At 47.6% G+C, this 17952-nt stretch carries 11 protein-coding genes; 5 read left to right on the top strand and 6 right to left on the bottom strand.

Annotated elements, in window-relative coordinates; translation table 11 throughout:
- Positions 1–108: 108 nt before the first annotated feature.
- The 4 genes from BUF15_RS03045 to BUF15_RS03035 form a co-directional block, all read right to left on the bottom strand.
- Complete coding sequence (locus BUF15_RS03045) at positions 109–1716, bottom strand: methyl-accepting chemotaxis protein (RefSeq protein WP_234981094.1); 1608 nt, start codon at positions 1714–1716, stop codon at positions 109–111.
- A gap of 23 nt (positions 1717–1739) precedes the next feature.
- On the bottom strand, positions 1740–2054 hold the full coding sequence (locus BUF15_RS27635; protein ID WP_234981096.1) for a hypothetical protein: 315 nt from the start codon (positions 2052–2054) through the stop codon (positions 1740–1742).
- A 420-nt stretch (positions 2055–2474) separates the two neighbouring features.
- On the bottom strand, positions 2475–4583 hold the full coding sequence (locus tag BUF15_RS03040; RefSeq protein ID WP_084553414.1) for an acetate--CoA ligase family protein: 2109 nt from the start codon (positions 4581–4583) through the stop codon (positions 2475–2477).
- Positions 4584–4789: 206 nt separating this feature from the next.
- On the bottom strand, positions 4790–7285 hold the full coding sequence (locus BUF15_RS03035; protein WP_073611978.1) for a 2-oxoacid:acceptor oxidoreductase family protein: 2496 nt from the start codon (positions 7283–7285) through the stop codon (positions 4790–4792).
- Between the two features lie 266 nt (positions 7286–7551).
- Between BUF15_RS03035 and BUF15_RS03030 the strand changes: the two genes are divergently transcribed.
- From BUF15_RS03030 to BUF15_RS03015, 4 genes are all read left to right on the top strand, one after another.
- The gene (locus BUF15_RS03030; RefSeq protein WP_159441209.1) at positions 7552–8235 is read left to right on the top strand and encodes a FadR/GntR family transcriptional regulator; all 684 of its coding nucleotides are present in this window, start codon (positions 7552–7554) and stop codon (positions 8233–8235) included.
- A 211-nt stretch (positions 8236–8446) separates the two neighbouring features.
- Complete coding sequence (locus tag BUF15_RS03025; RefSeq protein WP_084553412.1) at positions 8447–9433, top strand: MBL fold metallo-hydrolase; 987 nt, start codon at positions 8447–8449, stop codon at positions 9431–9433.
- Between the two features lie 485 nt (positions 9434–9918).
- Positions 9919–10365: a cytochrome c3 family protein gene (locus tag BUF15_RS03020; protein WP_073611976.1), complete on the top strand. Its 447-nt coding sequence runs from the start codon at positions 9919–9921 to the stop codon at positions 10363–10365.
- 19 nt (positions 10366–10384) lie between these two features.
- Positions 10385–12040: an FAD-dependent oxidoreductase gene (locus BUF15_RS03015; protein WP_073611975.1), complete on the top strand. Its 1656-nt coding sequence runs from the start codon at positions 10385–10387 to the stop codon at positions 12038–12040.
- A 154-nt stretch (positions 12041–12194) separates the two neighbouring features.
- Here BUF15_RS03015 and BUF15_RS03010 read toward each other — a convergent pair whose 3' ends face one another.
- Together BUF15_RS03010 and BUF15_RS03005 are read right to left on the bottom strand one after the other, a co-directional pair.
- The gene (locus tag BUF15_RS03010; RefSeq protein WP_073611974.1) at positions 12195–14063 is read right to left on the bottom strand and encodes a bifunctional acetyl-CoA hydrolase/transferase family protein/GNAT family N-acetyltransferase; all 1869 of its coding nucleotides are present in this window, start codon (positions 14061–14063) and stop codon (positions 12195–12197) included.
- Between the two features lie 240 nt (positions 14064–14303).
- Positions 14304–15260, bottom strand: a complete 957-nt coding sequence (locus BUF15_RS03005; protein WP_073611973.1) for a LysR family transcriptional regulator — start codon at positions 15258–15260, stop codon at positions 14304–14306.
- A gap of 174 nt (positions 15261–15434) precedes the next feature.
- On the opposite strand from BUF15_RS03005, the gene BUF15_RS03000 reads away from it, so the two are divergent.
- Positions 15435–17936, top strand: coding sequence for a 2-oxoacid:acceptor oxidoreductase family protein (locus tag BUF15_RS03000; RefSeq protein ID WP_073611972.1), 2502 nt, complete (start codon positions 15435–15437; stop codon positions 17934–17936).
- The last annotated feature ends 16 nt before the right edge of the window (positions 17937–17952 follow it).

Genomic DNA, 17952 nt, shown 5'->3' with positions numbered 1-17952 from the left:
GATGACGAGGTGTTGTGTCTGAAATGACAATCTGATCATACATAGGGTACGTATGGCCTTTATCATTTCAGACCGAAAACGATGGAGAAATATTTCCCTACGAGGCTATTACACTTTAAATTTATTCACCTGGCTATTGAGTTGAGTTGCAAGTTCTGCCAAACCGAGAGCATTGGTCTTCACCTGTTCACTGCTGTTGGATATTTCATCCGAAGCGGAAGTCACTTCAGTAATATCTTTGGTAATCTGCAAAGTTACGGAATTTGCTTGGGCTACATTCTCATTTACTTCAATAAGTCCTGCTGATGCCTGGGATACATTACCGGCAATTTCATTGGTTGTGGCCGATTGTTCTTCAACTGCAGAGGCAATTGTAGAAACTATATCGTTTACCTCATTGACAACTGCACTGATTTCTCTGATCTGGTTAACGGTAGTACTGGTAGAAGAGCGAATGCCTGTTACTTTATCTTTTATTTCACCCGTGGCGGCAGCTGTCTGTTTGGCCAGTTCTTTTATCTCATTTGCTACAACCGCAAAACCTTTGCCAGCCTCGCCGGCTCTGGCTGCTTCGATTGTGGCATTGAGGGCAAGAAGATTTACCTGTTCAGAAATATCTGTGATCGTTTCAATTACCTTGCCGATATCTTCAGCAGCACGTCCTAATTCGCCAACCTGTTCGGATGCTTCCTGTGTCTGATAGACTGCATTTGTCGTTATCTGGCTACCTTTGGCTGCGTTATTGGCAATTTCGTTGATGGTGACGGTCATTTCTTCTGCGGCAGAGGATACCATATGTATGTTGGTCGTGGCTTGTTCCATGGCGGCTGCCACTGAGCTCATATTTGCGCTCATCTCTTCTGACGCGGTTGCCACGGTATTTGCCCTATGAGAGGCATCTTCGGCACTTTGTGCCATGGATCTGGAAATCTCCAACAGCTTGCCTGATGAATTCTCAAGCTCGGAGGTATTACCGGTAATATCCTGAATGATGATCTGTATTTTCTCAACAAACAGGTTGAACCATTTACCGAGATCGCCGACTTCATCATCTGTTGTGATCACGATTCTTTTGGTGAGATCTCCTTCTCCTTGGGCAGCATCTTTCAGGCTGTCGACCACCCTGTTGATTGGGGTAACGACTGATTTTGTAATAAAAAATATTATACATGAGGCAATGACAATTACTGCTGCCGTTACCAGAAGATTGGCACGGCCGAGTGAGGTGACCGCAGCAAAAACCTCATCTTCCACAGCGGTTATGACGATGGTGCAAGCGAGTTGGTTGTTGGTTTTATACACGGCAATTTTATTGACACCGTTGAACTCATACAGTTCCGTACCATTTTTTGTTTGCATCATTCTCTTTCCAAAGTCCAAGGTATCAATGTTATCTCTCGAGACCTTCTCTTTGTTTGGATGACTGACGGTAATTCCATTCTTCATAAAGGAAAATGTGTAACCATTTTCGCCAATTTTTTGTGTATCGATAAATTGCTCACTGAAGGCGCTATAGTTAACAACACCGAACATGATTCCGATTATTTTTCCATTGTTTATGACGGGAGTAGAAATAACGATGATGGGCACATTGGTTTTTCGATCTAAGAGCACTTCAGAGACATAAGTGTTTCCTTTTATTGCCGTTTGGAAATAGGACCTGGTAGAAATATTATCCTTTTGAGTCATATCTTTTTGATTGGGATCAGCGACGATAATACCATTGGCATCGGCAAGTACTACTGATATATAGTAGGGATAATTTTTTTTAAATCCTGAAGATCTTTTACAGCGGTTTCTGCAGAAGATGTCCCTGCTAATAAGCCCACAAAGTCTTTTCGGTTGCTCCAGTAAACGATATCTCTTTTTTGATCGTTCAGCCAACTGTCCATCAGGTTGATAGTCTCTTCAGCTTGCTGATTTATTTGTGAATTCAACGCATCGCTGATGGCATTCTTTGCTTTGTAATACGAGATGGTACCACTTGTTCCCATTCCAAAAAATATGAGCAACAGACTTGGTAGAAGAAATTTATTTTTCAGGGTTAAGCGCATTTTTGTCGCCTCGTCGTAATTGAAAATTGTTTTTCGTTAAACAATCTATAATGCAATTTAATTGAATCTATAGGTCATTGTTAACTACAGAGTAGTTTATCTGAGTTTTCCACGATTCTGCAGGTAATGGACGCGCCAATAGTATCGTTTATATATCCACAATGGTTATTGACGAAATTACCACAAATGGTGTGATCTGGTTTCCATCGAAAGGACTTGCACACCTGTGAAAATTGGTAATGGACATTTTGCAAACCAAGGATAGGTAAGGAAGATTATGCGTGTCGGTAGGAGGTAGTGGAGGACGATAATATCAAATTGTGATAATTCGTACTAACGCCCCTGGGAAACTTGTATTTTTCATTGGCGCGGGCGCTGTTGGCCGCGCCAATGAAGAGTGTATTTATGAAAAAGTGATTCTCATTTTTTCATGATGATGCGGGAATCTACAACATAGAGACGATCGCCGGTGCCTTTGACCGGATTAAGGTCGATCTCAGCGATCTCTGGAAAATCAGCAACGAGATGACCAAGACGGACCAGGAAATCTGACAGGATATCGACATTCATTCCCGGCTCACCGCGGACACCGTCAAGCAGTGGACGACAACGAATTCCATCTATCATTCGACGTGCTTCCACTGGTGCGAGTGGAGCCAGAGCAAAACGTACATCTTTTAATACCTCGGCATAGATACCGCCAAGGCCGAACATGACGAGATGACCGAACTCCCCTTCAAGGCTGGCGCCAAGAATCACTTCCTGACCAGTTACCATAGGCTGCAGGAGAACACCAGTAGCCTCGTTTATTGCCATGAGCTCTGTCCAGGTCTTCAGGGCGTCTTCTTCATTGGCAATGCCGAGGCGGACCCCGCCGACATCAGTCTTATGCAGCGGGCCGATGACCTTCATAACAAGCGGAAAACCGATGCGCTGGCACTGTGCAGCAAGTTGCTCTTTTTCGAATACCTCGATTTGTTCAGGCAGAACAAAACCGGCAGAAAGAAGCACCTGTTTAACGATAGCCGGATCAAGGGCACCTTCAACTCCAGTCAACGCCTCTTGGATTGCAGTCTGGTCATAGCCGGCAGGACGGTCAGTTACCTCAACCGGTTCGAAGTAACCGGCGACTTTGCCTACGGCAGTCGCCATTCCCACTTCGTCTGGAAAGAAGACATTGCCCTGTCGGATGAAGGTGTCAATCTTCTCGCCGCAAGAGGTAAGCGAGCTCAGCATCGGCAGGATCGGAATCGGGCTCTTGGGTGCCGCATCGGATATCGCCTGATAGATTGCGGCATTGTCGGAAAGGCCTGAATCGCCTGTGAGAAATGCGATGGCATCTAGATTATCCGCTTCGAGTTCACCCAGGACGCGGATGATAGCCTCAATCTGTTTATCCGTACGGGACGGCAGAGCATCAATAGGATTAATGATCGAACTCTCTGCCGGCAGGATTTTGGCAAGCTCTTCCAGAGTTTTCTCTGACAGAGCAGGGAGTTCCATTTTCGCCCGGTTCAGCTCATCGGCCAGCATAACTCCCGGACCACCTGCATCGGTTACGATACAGACGCGTTTTCCGGAGAGACGTCCTTTAACCGCTTTAACAACGCAGCCAACATCGATCAGGGCCCCACGACCGGCAACCCGGATAATGCCAGCTTTCTCAAACAGTGCCTCAACTGCAGTATCGCTTGTGGCCATGGCACCGGTATGACTGGCAGCGGCCCGTGAACCCGCCTCGGTAGCTCCTGACTTAATGCCAATCATGACGCAGCCTTTTTTGCCAAGACTCCTTGCATGTTGAAGCAAGAGTGCCGGCTTTTTGACGGCTTCCATGTAAATCATAAGGATCTTGGCACAATCCTCATTGTAGTTTTCATCGTAAATCTTCAGCAGATCCTCAACGCCCAATTGAGCAGAGTTACCGAGATTGATGACGGTTCCAAACGAGAGTCCACGGGCCTCGGCGCATTCCATTACATAGTCAACCGTTGCACCGGAACCGCTGATGAAATCCACATCTCCACCTGGCAACTGGGGAACAATGCCAGCGAACTTGCCTTTATATGTTGTGGTAAGAAAGCCGGAGCAGTTGGGGCCGATCAGGGCCATACCGGCTTTATCAGCCACCTCTTTCATTTTGTTTTCAAGCTCTTTACCAGCAGCATCTTTTTCACCAAAGCCAGAGGTGAGAACAATAACCGCACCTGTGCCCATTTCGGCCAGTTCGGTGACTGCATCGAGTACCATGTGGGACGGTATGGCAATCAGTGCCAGATCCGGGGCGGAGGGTAAGGCGGCAATCGATGGAATAACCGGTACTCCGTGGAGTTCTGTGGCTTTAGGGTTTATCGGCCAGAGAGTCCCTGCGTACCCATGTTGATGGATGAGATTAAACACCCGTCCACCAGGCTTCAAAGGGGCAGTACTGGCTCCGACAACCGCGATGCTCTGCGGCCGGAACAGACATTGATAGATTCGCTGCGAACGCTCTGAAGCGGCAACAGCTGTAGCATTATTTATTGTCATGACAACTTTCTCCTGGTTTCGCGTCCATCCGGGACCACGGTGTTGTATTTGAGTGCAGGTAATCCTGGACTTCCGGTAAATGCAGACTCCGAGACACAGCAACTGCTATCTCGGAGTCTCACTCATCACTTATCGGAGGATAAAATCTGACAATTTCGCCGGGTATCGGCGAAATTGTCTATGAAAACGGGAATTAACTTTGTTTCTTACAGAAGTTTTCGCCCTGCAAGAAATGCCTGGTAATTGCCACCCCAGGCCGGAGCAGGTGTGACCTGCTTCAAGGCTCTGAGCCAAACCTGATCTGGGATCTGATTGAAAGGAGCCATCATGCTCAAGGCGCCCATCATAACAACGTTAGCGATGCGACCGGTTGTGTCGCCAAGTCCAAGCGCTGCCTCAAGGACGTCGATTTCGATTAATTTGAAGCCTTCCGTTGCCTTTCTGATAGCGTCCAATTCCGGGTAATCTTTTTTATCCATACCCTGCGGTACCAGAACTGTTTTGGCCGCGAGGATAGTACCGTTCGGGCGCAGCAGCTCAAGAAAACCCGGTCGGAGTATCTCGCTCATTTCCATGGCGATCAAACAGTCAGCTTCGCCTGGCAGCAGTACCGGACTGTGAACTTTGCCACAGGCAAAGGTACTGATAACCGGCCCGCCCATCTGGGCCATGCCATGGGTTTCACCCTTGACAATGTTCTCTTCGCCATAACCACTTAAGAAAGCGACCTGGGTGAGCACTTTGCCGAAGAACAGGTTGCCCTGGCCACCAACTCCGCGAATAGCAAGACTCAACCTGGCGGGCAGTGAGTTCCGGTCCAGACGAACATCTGTCAGGGCGGGTGGCTCATCAAAACGTGCGGCACTGGTTTTGACCTTATCAGCTTCGGTAAGGGGTTCCATCGCTTTGTGAGGACACATCTGCATGCAGGCATTGCCCTGTTCGCCGCAGCCTGAGCAGAGATTGTTGAACTGTGGGAACCCGTTTGGTCCTTTCTCGATTCCTGAACAGATGAGACAGGAATCACACTGTTCGCATTTCTCCTCGTTGATCTTCAAACGGATGCCTTTTTGTGCTGCAGGCAGCTTTTTCAGGCAGCAGCCGCGAACGACCAGGGTTGTGAACTGTCCTTCTGCGGCATCTTTCAAGGCATGACGCAAACCGGTTTGCAACTCTTTACGATCGTATGCATTAACTGCAACAGTTTTGGTGCCGGTACCTTCAAGAGCCTTAAGCAGATCGAACCGACATGGATCTCCAGCAAGGTTGACTGGTGAGGACGGGGAGGGCTGGCCACCGGTCATGGCTGTCCAGTAGTTGTCGAGAACAACTTTTACGCCAGGTACATTGCGGAAGACGGTATTGCGGGTTGCGTCCATACCGCTGTGGCACTCAGTACCGTCGCCTAGCACGCTGATGCACTTGTCAGCCATTTCCGGGCGGGAGAGAACAAATCCCATACGTTTGGCCTCACTTGCACCCATGGCAAGACCGGTATCAAGGGAGTTCATGAAATAGAGAAGGGCATTACAGCCGATATCGCCAAAAATGGCTTCCAGCTTGCCGCGTCGCTTCATGGTGGAAACGGTCTGAGCGAACAGGCCGTATGGGCAACCTGGGCAAATCATCGGCGGACGTTTAACAGGGGCCAGCGAAGCTCCCTTGGTCGTTATTTCACGTCCGAGAACCTCTGCTATTGCAGCGGGTGTATATTCGGTACGAGGTGCCAATTCTTCTTTACCGTAAACCTGAAGGCCCATGAGTGTGAGCTCTTCCTGGAGATACTTGTAACCGTCATCAATGACATAGACTTTTCCAGAAATTGCCGCATGGAACTCCTGAATGAGTTTTTTGGGAAGAGGGTTGGTGAAACCAAGCGACAGGATATCGATATCTTCGCCGAAGGCTTCCTTTACTTCGAGGGCAAAGGCGGTGTTGATGCCGGTGGTAATGATGCCGATTTTACCTGAGCCTTTAATCCATTCATTATAAGGAGATTCCTCAACCATCTTCATGAGGGCAGGCATCCGCTCAGTCAGGACTGTATCGTAATTGTTGCGTGCCATACCCGGCAACAGGTTGAAGGCGCGTAAATTCTTGTCCATCGCCAGTGGCTCACGGCTCTGAATCGGATTCAACTTAACCAAGCCCTCGCTATGGCAGAGTCCACCGGAGGCGAGCACGACGACTGGAGTCTTGTATCGTCGGCCGATATCGGCAGCGATACCTGCGGCTTCCAGCATTTCCTGGTGATTACGGGGTTCAAATACAGGCAGGAAGCAGGTTTTGAAGAGATAATGGGGGTCGACTAAGTGCTGGGTGGAGCTGGGGGCAAAATCACTGGCGATGAAATAGATAAGTGCGCCACGCTCCTCGGTAAAAAATGAAGAACTGGTGAAAATATCGCCAGCCTGGAAGAGGCCGGGGATTTTCATGGTGACAATCGAATCTCGACCGGCCAGGGTGTGGCCGAAAGCAACGGATGTTGCAACTGCCTCGTTCAACGACCAACCGACAGTGATCTTGTCCTGCACCTGTGACAGACCACGGTCGATGACTTCAGTGCTGGGGGTTCCTGGATAACCATCTGCGCTGTGTATTCCTGCCCGCACACAACCAACCGCAAAAGCAATATTTCCCTGAAGTACCTCGGCCTGGCCCGCTTCCTGTTCGCACAGTACTTGTATTTTATTTTTTTTCATGATCTGGCCTCCTGCTGTTTTTCTGTAATGGATGTCAAAACCCCTTCATCCACGTTGATGTTTCACATTGGCACCCATTTTACTGGGAGCCATTTTTAATATGTTAAACGTATGACCTTTGATGTTTGACAAAGTATTATAGAATTTGGTATGGTGTGTCAAGTTTTTTTATTAATCGAATTTGTCACCAAAAATGACGCTACTGGAACAGTATGGTATTACCTCTTCGAAATGTCGGACGGCCCCAGAATCTGTATATGGAGGCAATGAAATCCATAAAAGATGCAATCTTTCGTGGTGATTTCAGACCTGGTCAATCGCTGCCAAGTGAAAAAGATTTGTCGCTGCAATTAGGCGTAAGCCGGCCGGTTCTGCGCGAGGCCCTGAGGGCCCTCCAGATCCAGGGTTTTCTGGATGTCCGAAGAGGCAGCCGCGGCGGTACCTACGTCACCGATCTGAGCAATATCTCGATCAGGGACAACCTCGAAGACCTGCTCCGGATTGGCAAACTCTCCATGGCTGATCTGACCCAGGCGCGTTTTCTCCTCGAACCGGAAGTATTCCGTCTGGCTGCGCAGAACGCCACAGACGAGCAGCTGACGGAAATGGAAGCGGTGGTGCATGATGCAGGTGCAACCAGAGACCTGAGACTTCGCATCCAACTCCATTCCGATTTTCACCGGCTCGTCGCAATAGCCACCGGTAGCGAGATCTACCTTCGTTTCATGCAGATTATCTTCGATTTTCTGGAAGTCTTCGCAGTCAATATTCAGCCTGAAGATTTCCAGGTCCACGATGATCAGGACCATGAAGAAATCTTCGACGCTTTGAAACGTCGCGATGGTGAACTGGCTGCGCGACTTGCAAAAAGCCATGCTGAGAAAGTGACCAAGGCGATGATAAAACTTGAGAAACAGTGGATGAAGAGTCTGGAAGCTCAGGAATCCTGAGTACTCCGGAAGGCTGATAAACGGGTGGTTTATACTGCAGAAGAAAAAGGTTTACCCACAGTCAGAGCAAAGCGTTGAGACAGGTAACCTTGCAATTACAGCAAGCATACCAGATCAACTTTGATCTGGGACAACGTCTCAATGTATTGGAGAAAATAACCTTTTTTCACGACTGTGAACTTGCAAAACAACTCACATTGAGAGGCTGAAGATGGATTTGAAAAACAAGGAAACAATTGATTTTGAGCGAAGAAGTTTCTTGAAAACGAGTGCTGTTGCTGCACTAGGTGTAGCCTCCACGAGTTTGATTGGTCCATTTGGTACGGTAAGTTCAGCATTTGGACAGGGAGAGGCCACGCTGAGTGAACTCGATAAACCTCGTACCTTTACTGGTGTACCTCCAGGTGTTCCGCCAGGACTTCCAGAAGAGTTGTTTGATGATACTGCTCTGGTACCTACGAAGGTTTTTGACAATTTGTATTGTATTGGTAGTCGAAGTGTCGTTGCCTGGGTATTAACAACATCCGAGGGGATTATTGTCATCGACTCCATGTGGGATAATCGTGACGGAAAACTCATTCTTGATGGCATCACGCAACTTGGCTTAAACCCCGCGGACGTTAAAATAATAATTTTAACCCATGGTCACGGGGATCACTATGGCGGCGCTCAATATATCAAAGACAAGACCAATGCAGAAATATTGCTGGGTAAAACTGATATCGGTTTTATGAAAGCAGTCAGTACCGGTGCGAACGGGCCCCGTTCGCCAAAACCAAGCATTGTCTCTCCCATGAGTGACGGTCAGAAAATTACCTTGGGTGACACGACAGTGACAGTCATAGATACACCGGGGCACACCCCAGGCTGTATGTCTCTCATTTTTCCGGTAAAGCAGGGCGGAAAAACCTATATAGCAGCACAATGGGGTGGAACTGGCGCGCCAAGAGAAATGTCTGATAAACTGACATATAAAGAATCTATTGATTATTTCGAAAAAAAGACGCAGGCCGCAAATGCGACGGTGAAGATCAACGCACATCTCTTTGAGGCTCATGGCTATGACATGCTGGATGCGGTGAGAAACCTGAAAGCCGGAGAGGCGAATCCTTGGATAATTGGTAAAGATGGCTTGACCGCGTATTTCGATGGATTGCGAAAATATATAGGTGAAGCAATCGAGAAGAAGCCCGCATGATATAAAAAAGGCTGCCATTTGTCTTGGCCTTTAAACAGTGGTACAGGTGTGGCGATAGTCACGATTGAAGTGGCTATCGCCTTGTTTTCCATACACGATTGCACAACGGGTAATAGTATCTCCGCATTTCTTTCCTTTGTTCGACTCCCTTCAAGGTTGCCACGCAGTAAGCTGCAACGATAGAAATCACGAACTTTCTCACAATCCACTTGCAAATATCATGTTTAAAAACTGCCTTTGGTTGATCTGATAGGCTTTGATCCATGAATTTAATACTAGAAGGAGAACGACACGGAAAAAACAAAAAAATACAGCAGGCCAACTGCGGAAATGGGAAATGCTGGAACTCAACTAAAGAGGATGAGAATGCAGTATTTCTCTGCTCACATGGCCACGTTAGTACGGTCAATTACCTTGAAAATTCGACCTGTTCAATCATGAATGAGTAGTCTTAGACCAGTTATTTTATTGGAAGGAGCTATCTAATGCCCAAGAAATTCGTTACGGCGTTATTATCACTATTTTTTGCCATGCTGGCATGCAGCTTCACAGCTGAAGCAGTCGAAAAAAACAAAATTCCTCAAGATATAAAACCCTACCAGGATTCTCTTAGCGCAGGGGACCTTCTCGCAAAAAGTCATGGCGATGCAGGCCTTTCCTGCCAAGATTGCCATGATGCCTCTTCAGCGTATCCAGAAAAGGGGACGTTCCAGGACGAGTTCTGTCTCAGATGCCACGATGCAAACGAGATTGAAAAGAAAGTGGTTTATACATCCAAAGGAGCTCAAGTTCATCCGCACGATGAACATGTGGGTGACATACAATGCGTTGACTGCCATAGCATGCACAGTAAATCAACTCTGAAATGCGCAGAATGTCATGTTCAACCCTGGATGAAAACACTTCCCCAACGCTGGGAACAACCTAAATAATAGACCTTCTGAGGCTAATATGGATATTAAGGGTAAAGAAGTTATTGATATAGCGAGAAGAAAGTTTTTAAAAACAAGTGCGGTTGCCGCACTTGGTGTTGCTTCTGCAGGTTGTGCTGCTTCCACTGGTTTGGTTGGCGGTGATGCATCTCAAGGGGAAGGGAAACAGCAGCAGTCATCAGCATGTGAAGGGCAGTATGCTTTTGAAACAGCTCCAGAGCCAATTCCAGCGTCCAAGATTACAGAGACTGTAACTACTGACGTTGTTGTTGTCGGAGCTGGTGTTTCAGGCGTTATAGCCGCACTTTCTGCACAGGAAGCAGGTGCCAGGACTATTGTCCTGCAAAAAGGACCGGTAGTAATGTGCCATGGAACTACTTTTGGTGCTATCGACAGCAAGTTGCAGTTAGAAAAAAAATGTCATGTCGATAAGATGGGCGCTATCAATGAGTTTCAGTACCAGAGTTTAAATAAGCCGAAATATCAGCTCCTCAAGAAATGGGCTGATCATAGTGGAGAAACCTTCGACTGGATCAATAAGATTACTACAGAGCAGGGTAATCCGGGGAAATTTCTGGACAAGGCAGGCTCTCCCACTGGGAATACAGGGGGGAAAAGTTGGTTCAACGCCTATTCAACCGGACATACGTGGAAAGGCGGAATGATGAAGGTTATCAATCAGGTTGCCAGAAAAGCGATACAAAAAGGTGTCGAGTTCCGGTTTTACACTCCTGCTGTTCAGCTTGTCAGGAAAGAAAATGGCCGTGTTACCGGTGTAATAGCCAAATCTGAAAAAACTGGCCAATACAAACAATTCAATGCCAGAAAAGGTGTGATCCTCTGTACTGGAGACTACAGCAACAACCCCGATATGGTTGCTAAATACTGTCCCTCCGCTGTTGGCCTGCAGAATTACTATCAGCCTCGATACAACACCGGAGACGGTCATGTAATGGGGTTGTGGATAGGTGCCGGTATTGAACAAGGCCCACATACCAAAATGGCTCATGTGCATTCAAGCCTTGATACCGGTAAAGGTGATGCACCCTCGAAAGGCGCCCCCTGGCTTTCAGTTAATCATAAAGGTGAGCGATTCTGCAATGAAGATATGCCATTCTTTCTTATGGCAAATCAGACCGGTGGGGATCAAGGTGACGGTTATTACTACCATATTCTTGACGCAGATTGGGAAGACAACCTGAAGCAATTTCCTCCACGGATTCAAATGGTAGGAAGGCCTGGAGAATTTGAACAGGCTCTGAAAGCTGGAACGATCATTCAGGCTGATACAATTGAGGAACTTGCGAGTCGCCTGGGACTACCACCGAGTAACCTCAAAGAGACCGTTGCCAGGTATAACGAACTGGTCAAGAAAGGAATGGATGAAGATTTTGGTAAGGATGCGATTGATTTAACCTTTATCAAAAAAGCTCCTTTCTACGGAATTCCCCGGCTTGCGTGTGTTTCAGTGGTGCTTGGCGGACTCAACATTAATAGCAACATGCAGGTGCTTGATACGGAAGGTGAGGTCATTCCAGGCTTGTATGCCGCCGGTAACGCATCTGGTGATTTTTTTGGCGGGGCCAATGATTATCCATTTCCTATCATTGCTATCAGCGTTGGACGAGCTGGGACTTTTGGACGTCTTGCAGGCAAACATGCCGCAGCTGCATGAGGTGATTGGTAATTGAAATCGTACGTCAGGGCTCGCAACAGATCGAGCCCTGACAATCGCAGGCTCTCTCTGAATGTCTTTTGCTGTACCAAATGTATTGTCAAATCGTCATCTCAGATCTTCCATGAAGCCGATTGAACTTTTTACGAGTCTATTATGATGAAATTTCCGGAGAAAACTTCATCCATATTTCCGTTTCGTCTGCAGTTCTTTTTATCTGAACATCGGAAAAGCATTTCTTGCACAGGTTGAGCATAGCCCTGTTCTCAGGTAGTATGGAGGCAAAGAATCCCTCAAAACCATTTGCCGCGGCAATTTTTTCAAGCTCCTTGAAAATATACGCGGAAATACCCATGTGCTGAAAGTCTTCCCTGACCACAAATGCGACCTCCGCCCATTTGTCATCTTTTTCCGCGTAGGTACCTATCGCAATAATCTCTTTATTCCCCTTGTTCTGGACCGTGCCGATCAACGATATGTTTTTTCGATAGTCCATATTTGCCCAATGTGCCTGGGCCATTTTTCTGGAGAAGATGGTGACAGTATGGAAGAAACGTAAAAAAATCGTTTCTTTCTGTAGTGAATAGAAGAAATTGCGGTAAGCGATTTCATCGGAAGGCAGTAACGGGCGTACAGCCATGGTCTTGCCATTTTGCAGCTTTATGCGGCTTTTGTACTCCTCGATGAACATGAGATCTTCGGCTCGAGGGGGTAATTGATCGGTGAAGATGTAATGATGTTCTTTGGCCGCTTCAATCAGGCTTTCCCTGAAATCCGGATGAGCTATCTGGCACAGTTCTATTACTCGTTGACTGATACTTTTCCCTTTGAGCTGTGCTATACCAAACTCCGTAACGACAAAATTGACATCCGCCCTCAGTGTGGCGACTCCGGCACCGGCACTGAGGGTCGCGACAATCCGTGAAACCTTCCCGCCCTTTGCGGTTGAGGGGAGAGCAATGATGGACAAGCCTCCTTTTGATAGGGTCGCTCCTCTGATGAAGTTCGCCTGATCACCGGTGCCGCTGAAAAATTGCTTACCAACAGAATCTGAGCATACCTGGCCTGTCAGATCAACTTCCAGGGCGGAACTAATCGAGATGAAGTTATCATTTTTCCCAATGATGGCAGGTGTATTTACCCAGTCTGCTGTACCAAAATAGAATTGGATATTGTTGTCTATATAATCATACGCAATCCGCGAGCCCATGCAGAAGGTGGCCACGGCACGGCCAATCATAAAATTTTTACGTTTATTGTTAATGATGCCATCTTCGATAAGAGGAATGAACGCATCTGAAATCATGTGAGTATGGATGCCGAGGTCATTTTTGTTATCAAAATAGCGTAGCAGGGCATAGGGCATATGTCCGTACCCAACCTGCAGGGTGCTACCATCATCAACCAGTTCTTTCACGTATTGTGCGATCCTCCTGGCGATTGGCTCCTCGACGCTCTCATGATCTATACAGATCAACTCCTCTTCATGGGGAATCAGATAATCGATTTCATCGATATGAAGAAAACCGTCACCATGGGTTCGCGGCATCCTGGGATTGATTTGAGCAATGACCGTTTTGGCATTTTTTACTGCCTCCAGGGTCACATCAACCGAGACACCAAGGCTGGCGATACCAAAAGCGTCCGGGGGACTTATCTGGATGAGTACAGTATCGATGACAATCTGGTTATTTCTAAATAAATGTGGCAGCTGGGAAAGGTAGGTTGGAATGTAATCAACCTTACCTTCGAATGCCGCCTGCTGCATTTTTATAGGTACAAAAAAGAGTTTTACGGAAAAGCGCTGGAGAAAGGTTTCGCTGTTCAGGTAATCGGCAAGAGTGTGAGCCAACACCTGGAATATCATGATATCGTTCAGGTTGTGGTTGTTGGCCAGAGTATGAATGAGGTGCTGAGGTTCGCCGCAGCCAGAACCGATAAAAATTCGACTGCCATTTTTAATGGTTGCTATTGCTTCATCCGCAGTGACGTATTTTCCCTTGAAACGTTTGTTGTCTGCCATTGTCTCGGAATTTCCTCCTGTGCAACAAGGATGAGTGACATGCCGGCAACAGATACATCAGATATTACAGCCATAATTTTGCCGGCCATCTTTACTATGCAACCATTTCAACTATCCTACCTCTGAAGTGACTGCTCGAACAGTAGAAAATCGATATTGTGCGAAAATTTGAATGAAATTCAAGGTAATATGAACATGCAGATTATGCTGTTGGATAGCAGCTACGTTAGTTCCGGCAGATCATTTCAAACTCAGGCTAAGCCGTTTGAGCGCCTTGCTCTTTCTGGAAACAGATTCGAAGTGTCTGAGGAAGGTTCGCTCGGTGAGTGTTGGGATCTTATCCTGCAGTTGGACGACAGAGATCCTGTTGACGGCTTGTAGTTCTCCATCCCGTATTATAACGATTTTTCCTGATTGAATATCGTCCCATACAAGATGGTTTACGATGATACCGAGGCCGATATGATGTCTGATGCCTGAAACGACTGTCTGATGATGAGCAATTGTGAGAACGATATTCAATCGTGTCGGTTTTTTGCCAAAATGATGGAGGAACCAGTTGTAGAGAGCCCTGCCATCTTCTTCCTGGGAGATAAATGGGGAGGTTACCAGGTCGTCGTATGTAGGCTCTTTTTTGAAGTGGGTATCAAAAAAGGATTTGGAACAGGCAAGCACAACCTGTTCGTCAATGATGGGCTGAACGCTGAAACTGCCAAAATCACTATAGTGTTGATCTTTAGTAGGAAAGGTATCGACAAAAGCAAAATCCAGTTCCCCTGAGTTCACCTTGGCTAACAGGGTTGATGGCCGGCCCAGTTCAAGGCTAAAGGAAACCTTGTCATACTTTGCCCGGAAGGTCGAAAAGACATATGGCAGGTAGATGGAGCCAAACTCCATGGGTGCGCCGATTCGCAACAGCCCGTTTGGTTCACTGCGCTCCTCTGCCATTACTGTAAGACCTGCATTGAGATCTTTGAGGATTGGTTCGATCAGTGCGAAGAGACGATTGCCTTCAGCTGTTGGCACCAGTTGTTTGTGCAGGCGGGTGAACAGCACCATCTTCGTCTCCTGCTCCAGTTTCTTCAGCTGTTGGCTGACTGCCGAAGGAGTGATGCCCAGTTCTGCAGCAGCCACGGTAATGCTGAGGCGCCGGAAGATATGATAGAAAATTTGGAGCCGGTTAAGATCATGTTGCATTAGATTTCCTTACCCATAGGTGAATATAACATAAATTTACTAAACCTTATGGAAAGTGTAAACACTTTACGAGATGAGTCAGCGGATGAGCAGGGCCGAAGTCCTCTGGTTGAGCATGAAACCTCGATATACAATATCCTTGCAGAGCAAGAGAACTGGTAAAAGGAAACACACATGAATCCGATTAAAGACCTTTGCACACAGGAAACCGGCACCCCGACCGTCCTTCAGGGAAACATCGCATTTGCAGCCGGTTGCGTACGATATGGAATCCACGCTGTCGACGGCTACCCTGGAACTCCCAGCACTGAAGTGATCGATAAGGGGTTGTCTCAGGTTCAGGATATGATCACCGTTGGCTGGTCCGTGAATGAGGCTGCTGCTGTTGCCATGGGCCATGGTCATTCCCTTGGTGGCAATGATTGTGTGGTCACCATGAAAATTCCAGGCTTGTTTCAAGCGGGTGACCCCTTCGCCAGCAGTGCATTTTTCAACGATGATCGTGGTGCATTGATATACTATATAGCTTCCGACTATACTCCGAGCTCTACCCAGCATCTGGTAGATCCACGTCCGTTCATTAAAAGCTGCTTTACACCCATTTTAGAGCCGCGAAACCATCAGGAATTTCATGATGCACCCGAGATCGCAGCTGATCTGGGTCGTGAATGTAATAGCCCTGTTGTGATCATGGCAAGTGGGACTCTCTGCCACAGTGAAGGCCTTGTTCGTCTCTCGCCGATAAAAAAGCGTGAGAAGGTAGAGCTTACAGTCCCGCTCAAAACGTTCAACACCCTCCCCGGTGTCGCCCGGAAAAATTACGACCGCGTTGTTACTGAACGTCTTCCAAAACTCCTGGAGATTGTCGAGAAAAGTACCCTGAATAGATGGGACAGAGGGGCGGGGAAAGTTGGGGTCGTGACCTACGGCGTAAGCGATCTCATGGTTCGTGAAGTAAAGCAATCTCTTGGAGAGAATATTGATATACTTTCTTTAGGGTTCACCTATCCTCTGCCCATGAAACTCATTCGCGAGTTTTATGAGTCCATCGATGGTACACTCTATGTCATTGAAGACGGCTATCGTTACCTGCAGGATGAAATGCTGCGCCAGGGGATGCACGTCGAAGGAAAGAGCGAGACTGAAACGCTTACAGAGTGGAGCCCTGCAGAAATTGCGGCAAGAGTGGGATATAGCATTGAACAGATGGAAACTCCGTCGGTCCAGCCGCTTATGCGTCCGCCCATGATTTGCCCTGGTTGCCCCTATAGGTTATTTGGGGAAATAGTTCGTAAGATGAAAAAGAGAGGCAAGCTGGAGAGCGTATTTGGTGATATTGGCTGCAATACATTGCTCTATTTTATGGATGCGGTTGATACCAATCTCTGCATGGGTGCTTCTGAAGCAAACCGTTCCGGCTATGTCCTGGCAAATCCTGAAAAAGCATCGAAAGTTCTCAGTCTTCTTGGTGACGGAACGGAAACCCATAGTGGCCTGGACGCGACAAGAAACGCTCTTTTCCGCCAGGTCCCAGGGGTAAAGGTTATTCTCGATAACAGCTGGACTGCCATGACTGGCGGCCAGCCTGGACCAACCTCTCCTGTAAACCTCGCCGGCCAAAAGAATAGTTTCGATTTGCAGGCATCGCTTGCGGCACATGGTGCCAGGGTGCTTGTTGCGGATGGTTATGATAAAAAGGGAGTTGAGCAGGTCCTTAAAGATGGTTTGACTGCTGCCGCAGAAGGTGAATTTGTCACTGTTGTCATCACAGGCGTTTGTATCCGGAAAATGCCAAAATCCGCCCACGGGACAAAGATGCAAGTTGACCGTGAACTTTGCGTGAAATGCGGCATGTGCCAGATTTGTCCCGGCATTTTACTTGATAAAGAAGGGGCTCCACACTTTAACAACAACTGCTCCGGTTGCCTGAGTCAGGCTGCTGCCTGTGGGCAGATGTGCCCGAAAGGGGCGATCTCTCCAATTGCAAAGCAGGAGGGTGCTTCTGTAAATGCACGACCTGCGCTTCCGGTGGCACCCGAAGGGATAGAGCTGCCAAATTTTGCAGGTTTATCGCTTCCTGAGAAAATAGCAGTGGCAATTCGAGGTGTCGGCGGCCAGGGGAACCTGTTCTTTGGCAAGGTGCTCACGCAAATGGCCTTTCTAGCCGGCTATGGTGAAACCAATGTCGTAAAAGGGGAGACCCATGGGATGGCGCAGATGGGTGGACCTGTTATATCGACCTTTAGTTGTGGTAAAGTATGTTCGCCGGTTCTTTTACCAGGGACTGCAGATTGCCTGGTAACCATGGAGAAAAGTGAGATCTTGCGCCAGGGTTTTCTTGATATGCTGAAACCGGGTGGAACCGTGCTTATGGCCAGTACCAGAGTGTTTCCATACGGGGTAGATGAAGATCAATATCCTACGGATCAGGAAATCAAAGATGTTCTTGCAGGGTATAAAATTGTTGAAGTCGATGTTCTTGCTGAGGCACTGGCCCTTGGAGATGCGAGCGGGAGAAGTGCGAATGTCGTTATGATGGGTGCCCTGAGCAAGCTCGCTCCTTTTGGCGATTTCCCTGAAGAACTGTGGCTGAAGGCGCTGAAGAATGTCAGTCCAAAGCCTGCAATCTGGACAGCGAATTATGCTGCCTTTAATGCTGGAAAGAAGCTGGTGTAATGACCTTGTTTCTTCT

This window comes from Desulfopila aestuarii DSM 18488 (genome assembly GCF_900143695.1).
Lineage (GTDB): Bacteria > Desulfobacterota > Desulfobulbia > Desulfobulbales > Desulfocapsaceae > Desulfopila > Desulfopila aestuarii.
Note: the sequence above shows the minus strand (reverse complement) of the source record. Positions and strands in the feature narration are given on the sequence as shown.

Excerpts from the sequence above, each read along its gene's own strand:
- BUF15_RS27635 (WP_234981096.1), bottom strand. The coding sequence starts at position 2,054 with ATGCGCTTAACCCTGAAAAATAAATTTCTTCTACCAAGTCTGTTGCTC.
- BUF15_RS03040 (WP_084553414.1), bottom strand. The coding sequence starts at position 4,583 with ATGACAATAAATAATGCTACAGCTGTTGCCGCTTCAGAGCGTTCGCAG.
- BUF15_RS03035 (WP_073611978.1), bottom strand. The coding sequence starts at position 7,285 with ATGAAAAAAAATAAAATACAAGTACTGTGCGAACAGGAAGCGGGCCAG.
- BUF15_RS03030 (WP_159441209.1), top strand. The coding sequence starts at position 7,552 with ATGAAATCCATAAAAGATGCAATCTTTCGTGGTGATTTCAGACCTGGT.
- BUF15_RS03025 (WP_084553412.1), top strand. The coding sequence starts at position 8,447 with ATGGATTTGAAAAACAAGGAAACAATTGATTTTGAGCGAAGAAGTTTC.
- BUF15_RS03020 (WP_073611976.1), top strand. The coding sequence starts at position 9,919 with ATGCCCAAGAAATTCGTTACGGCGTTATTATCACTATTTTTTGCCATG.
- BUF15_RS03015 (WP_073611975.1), top strand. The coding sequence starts at position 10,385 with ATGGATATTAAGGGTAAAGAAGTTATTGATATAGCGAGAAGAAAGTTT.
- BUF15_RS03010 (WP_073611974.1), bottom strand. The coding sequence starts at position 14,063 with ATGGCAGACAACAAACGTTTCAAGGGAAAATACGTCACTGCGGATGAA.
- BUF15_RS03005 (WP_073611973.1), bottom strand. The coding sequence starts at position 15,260 with ATGCAACATGATCTTAACCGGCTCCAAATTTTCTATCATATCTTCCGG.
- BUF15_RS03000 (WP_073611972.1), top strand. The coding sequence starts at position 15,435 with ATGAATCCGATTAAAGACCTTTGCACACAGGAAACCGGCACCCCGACC.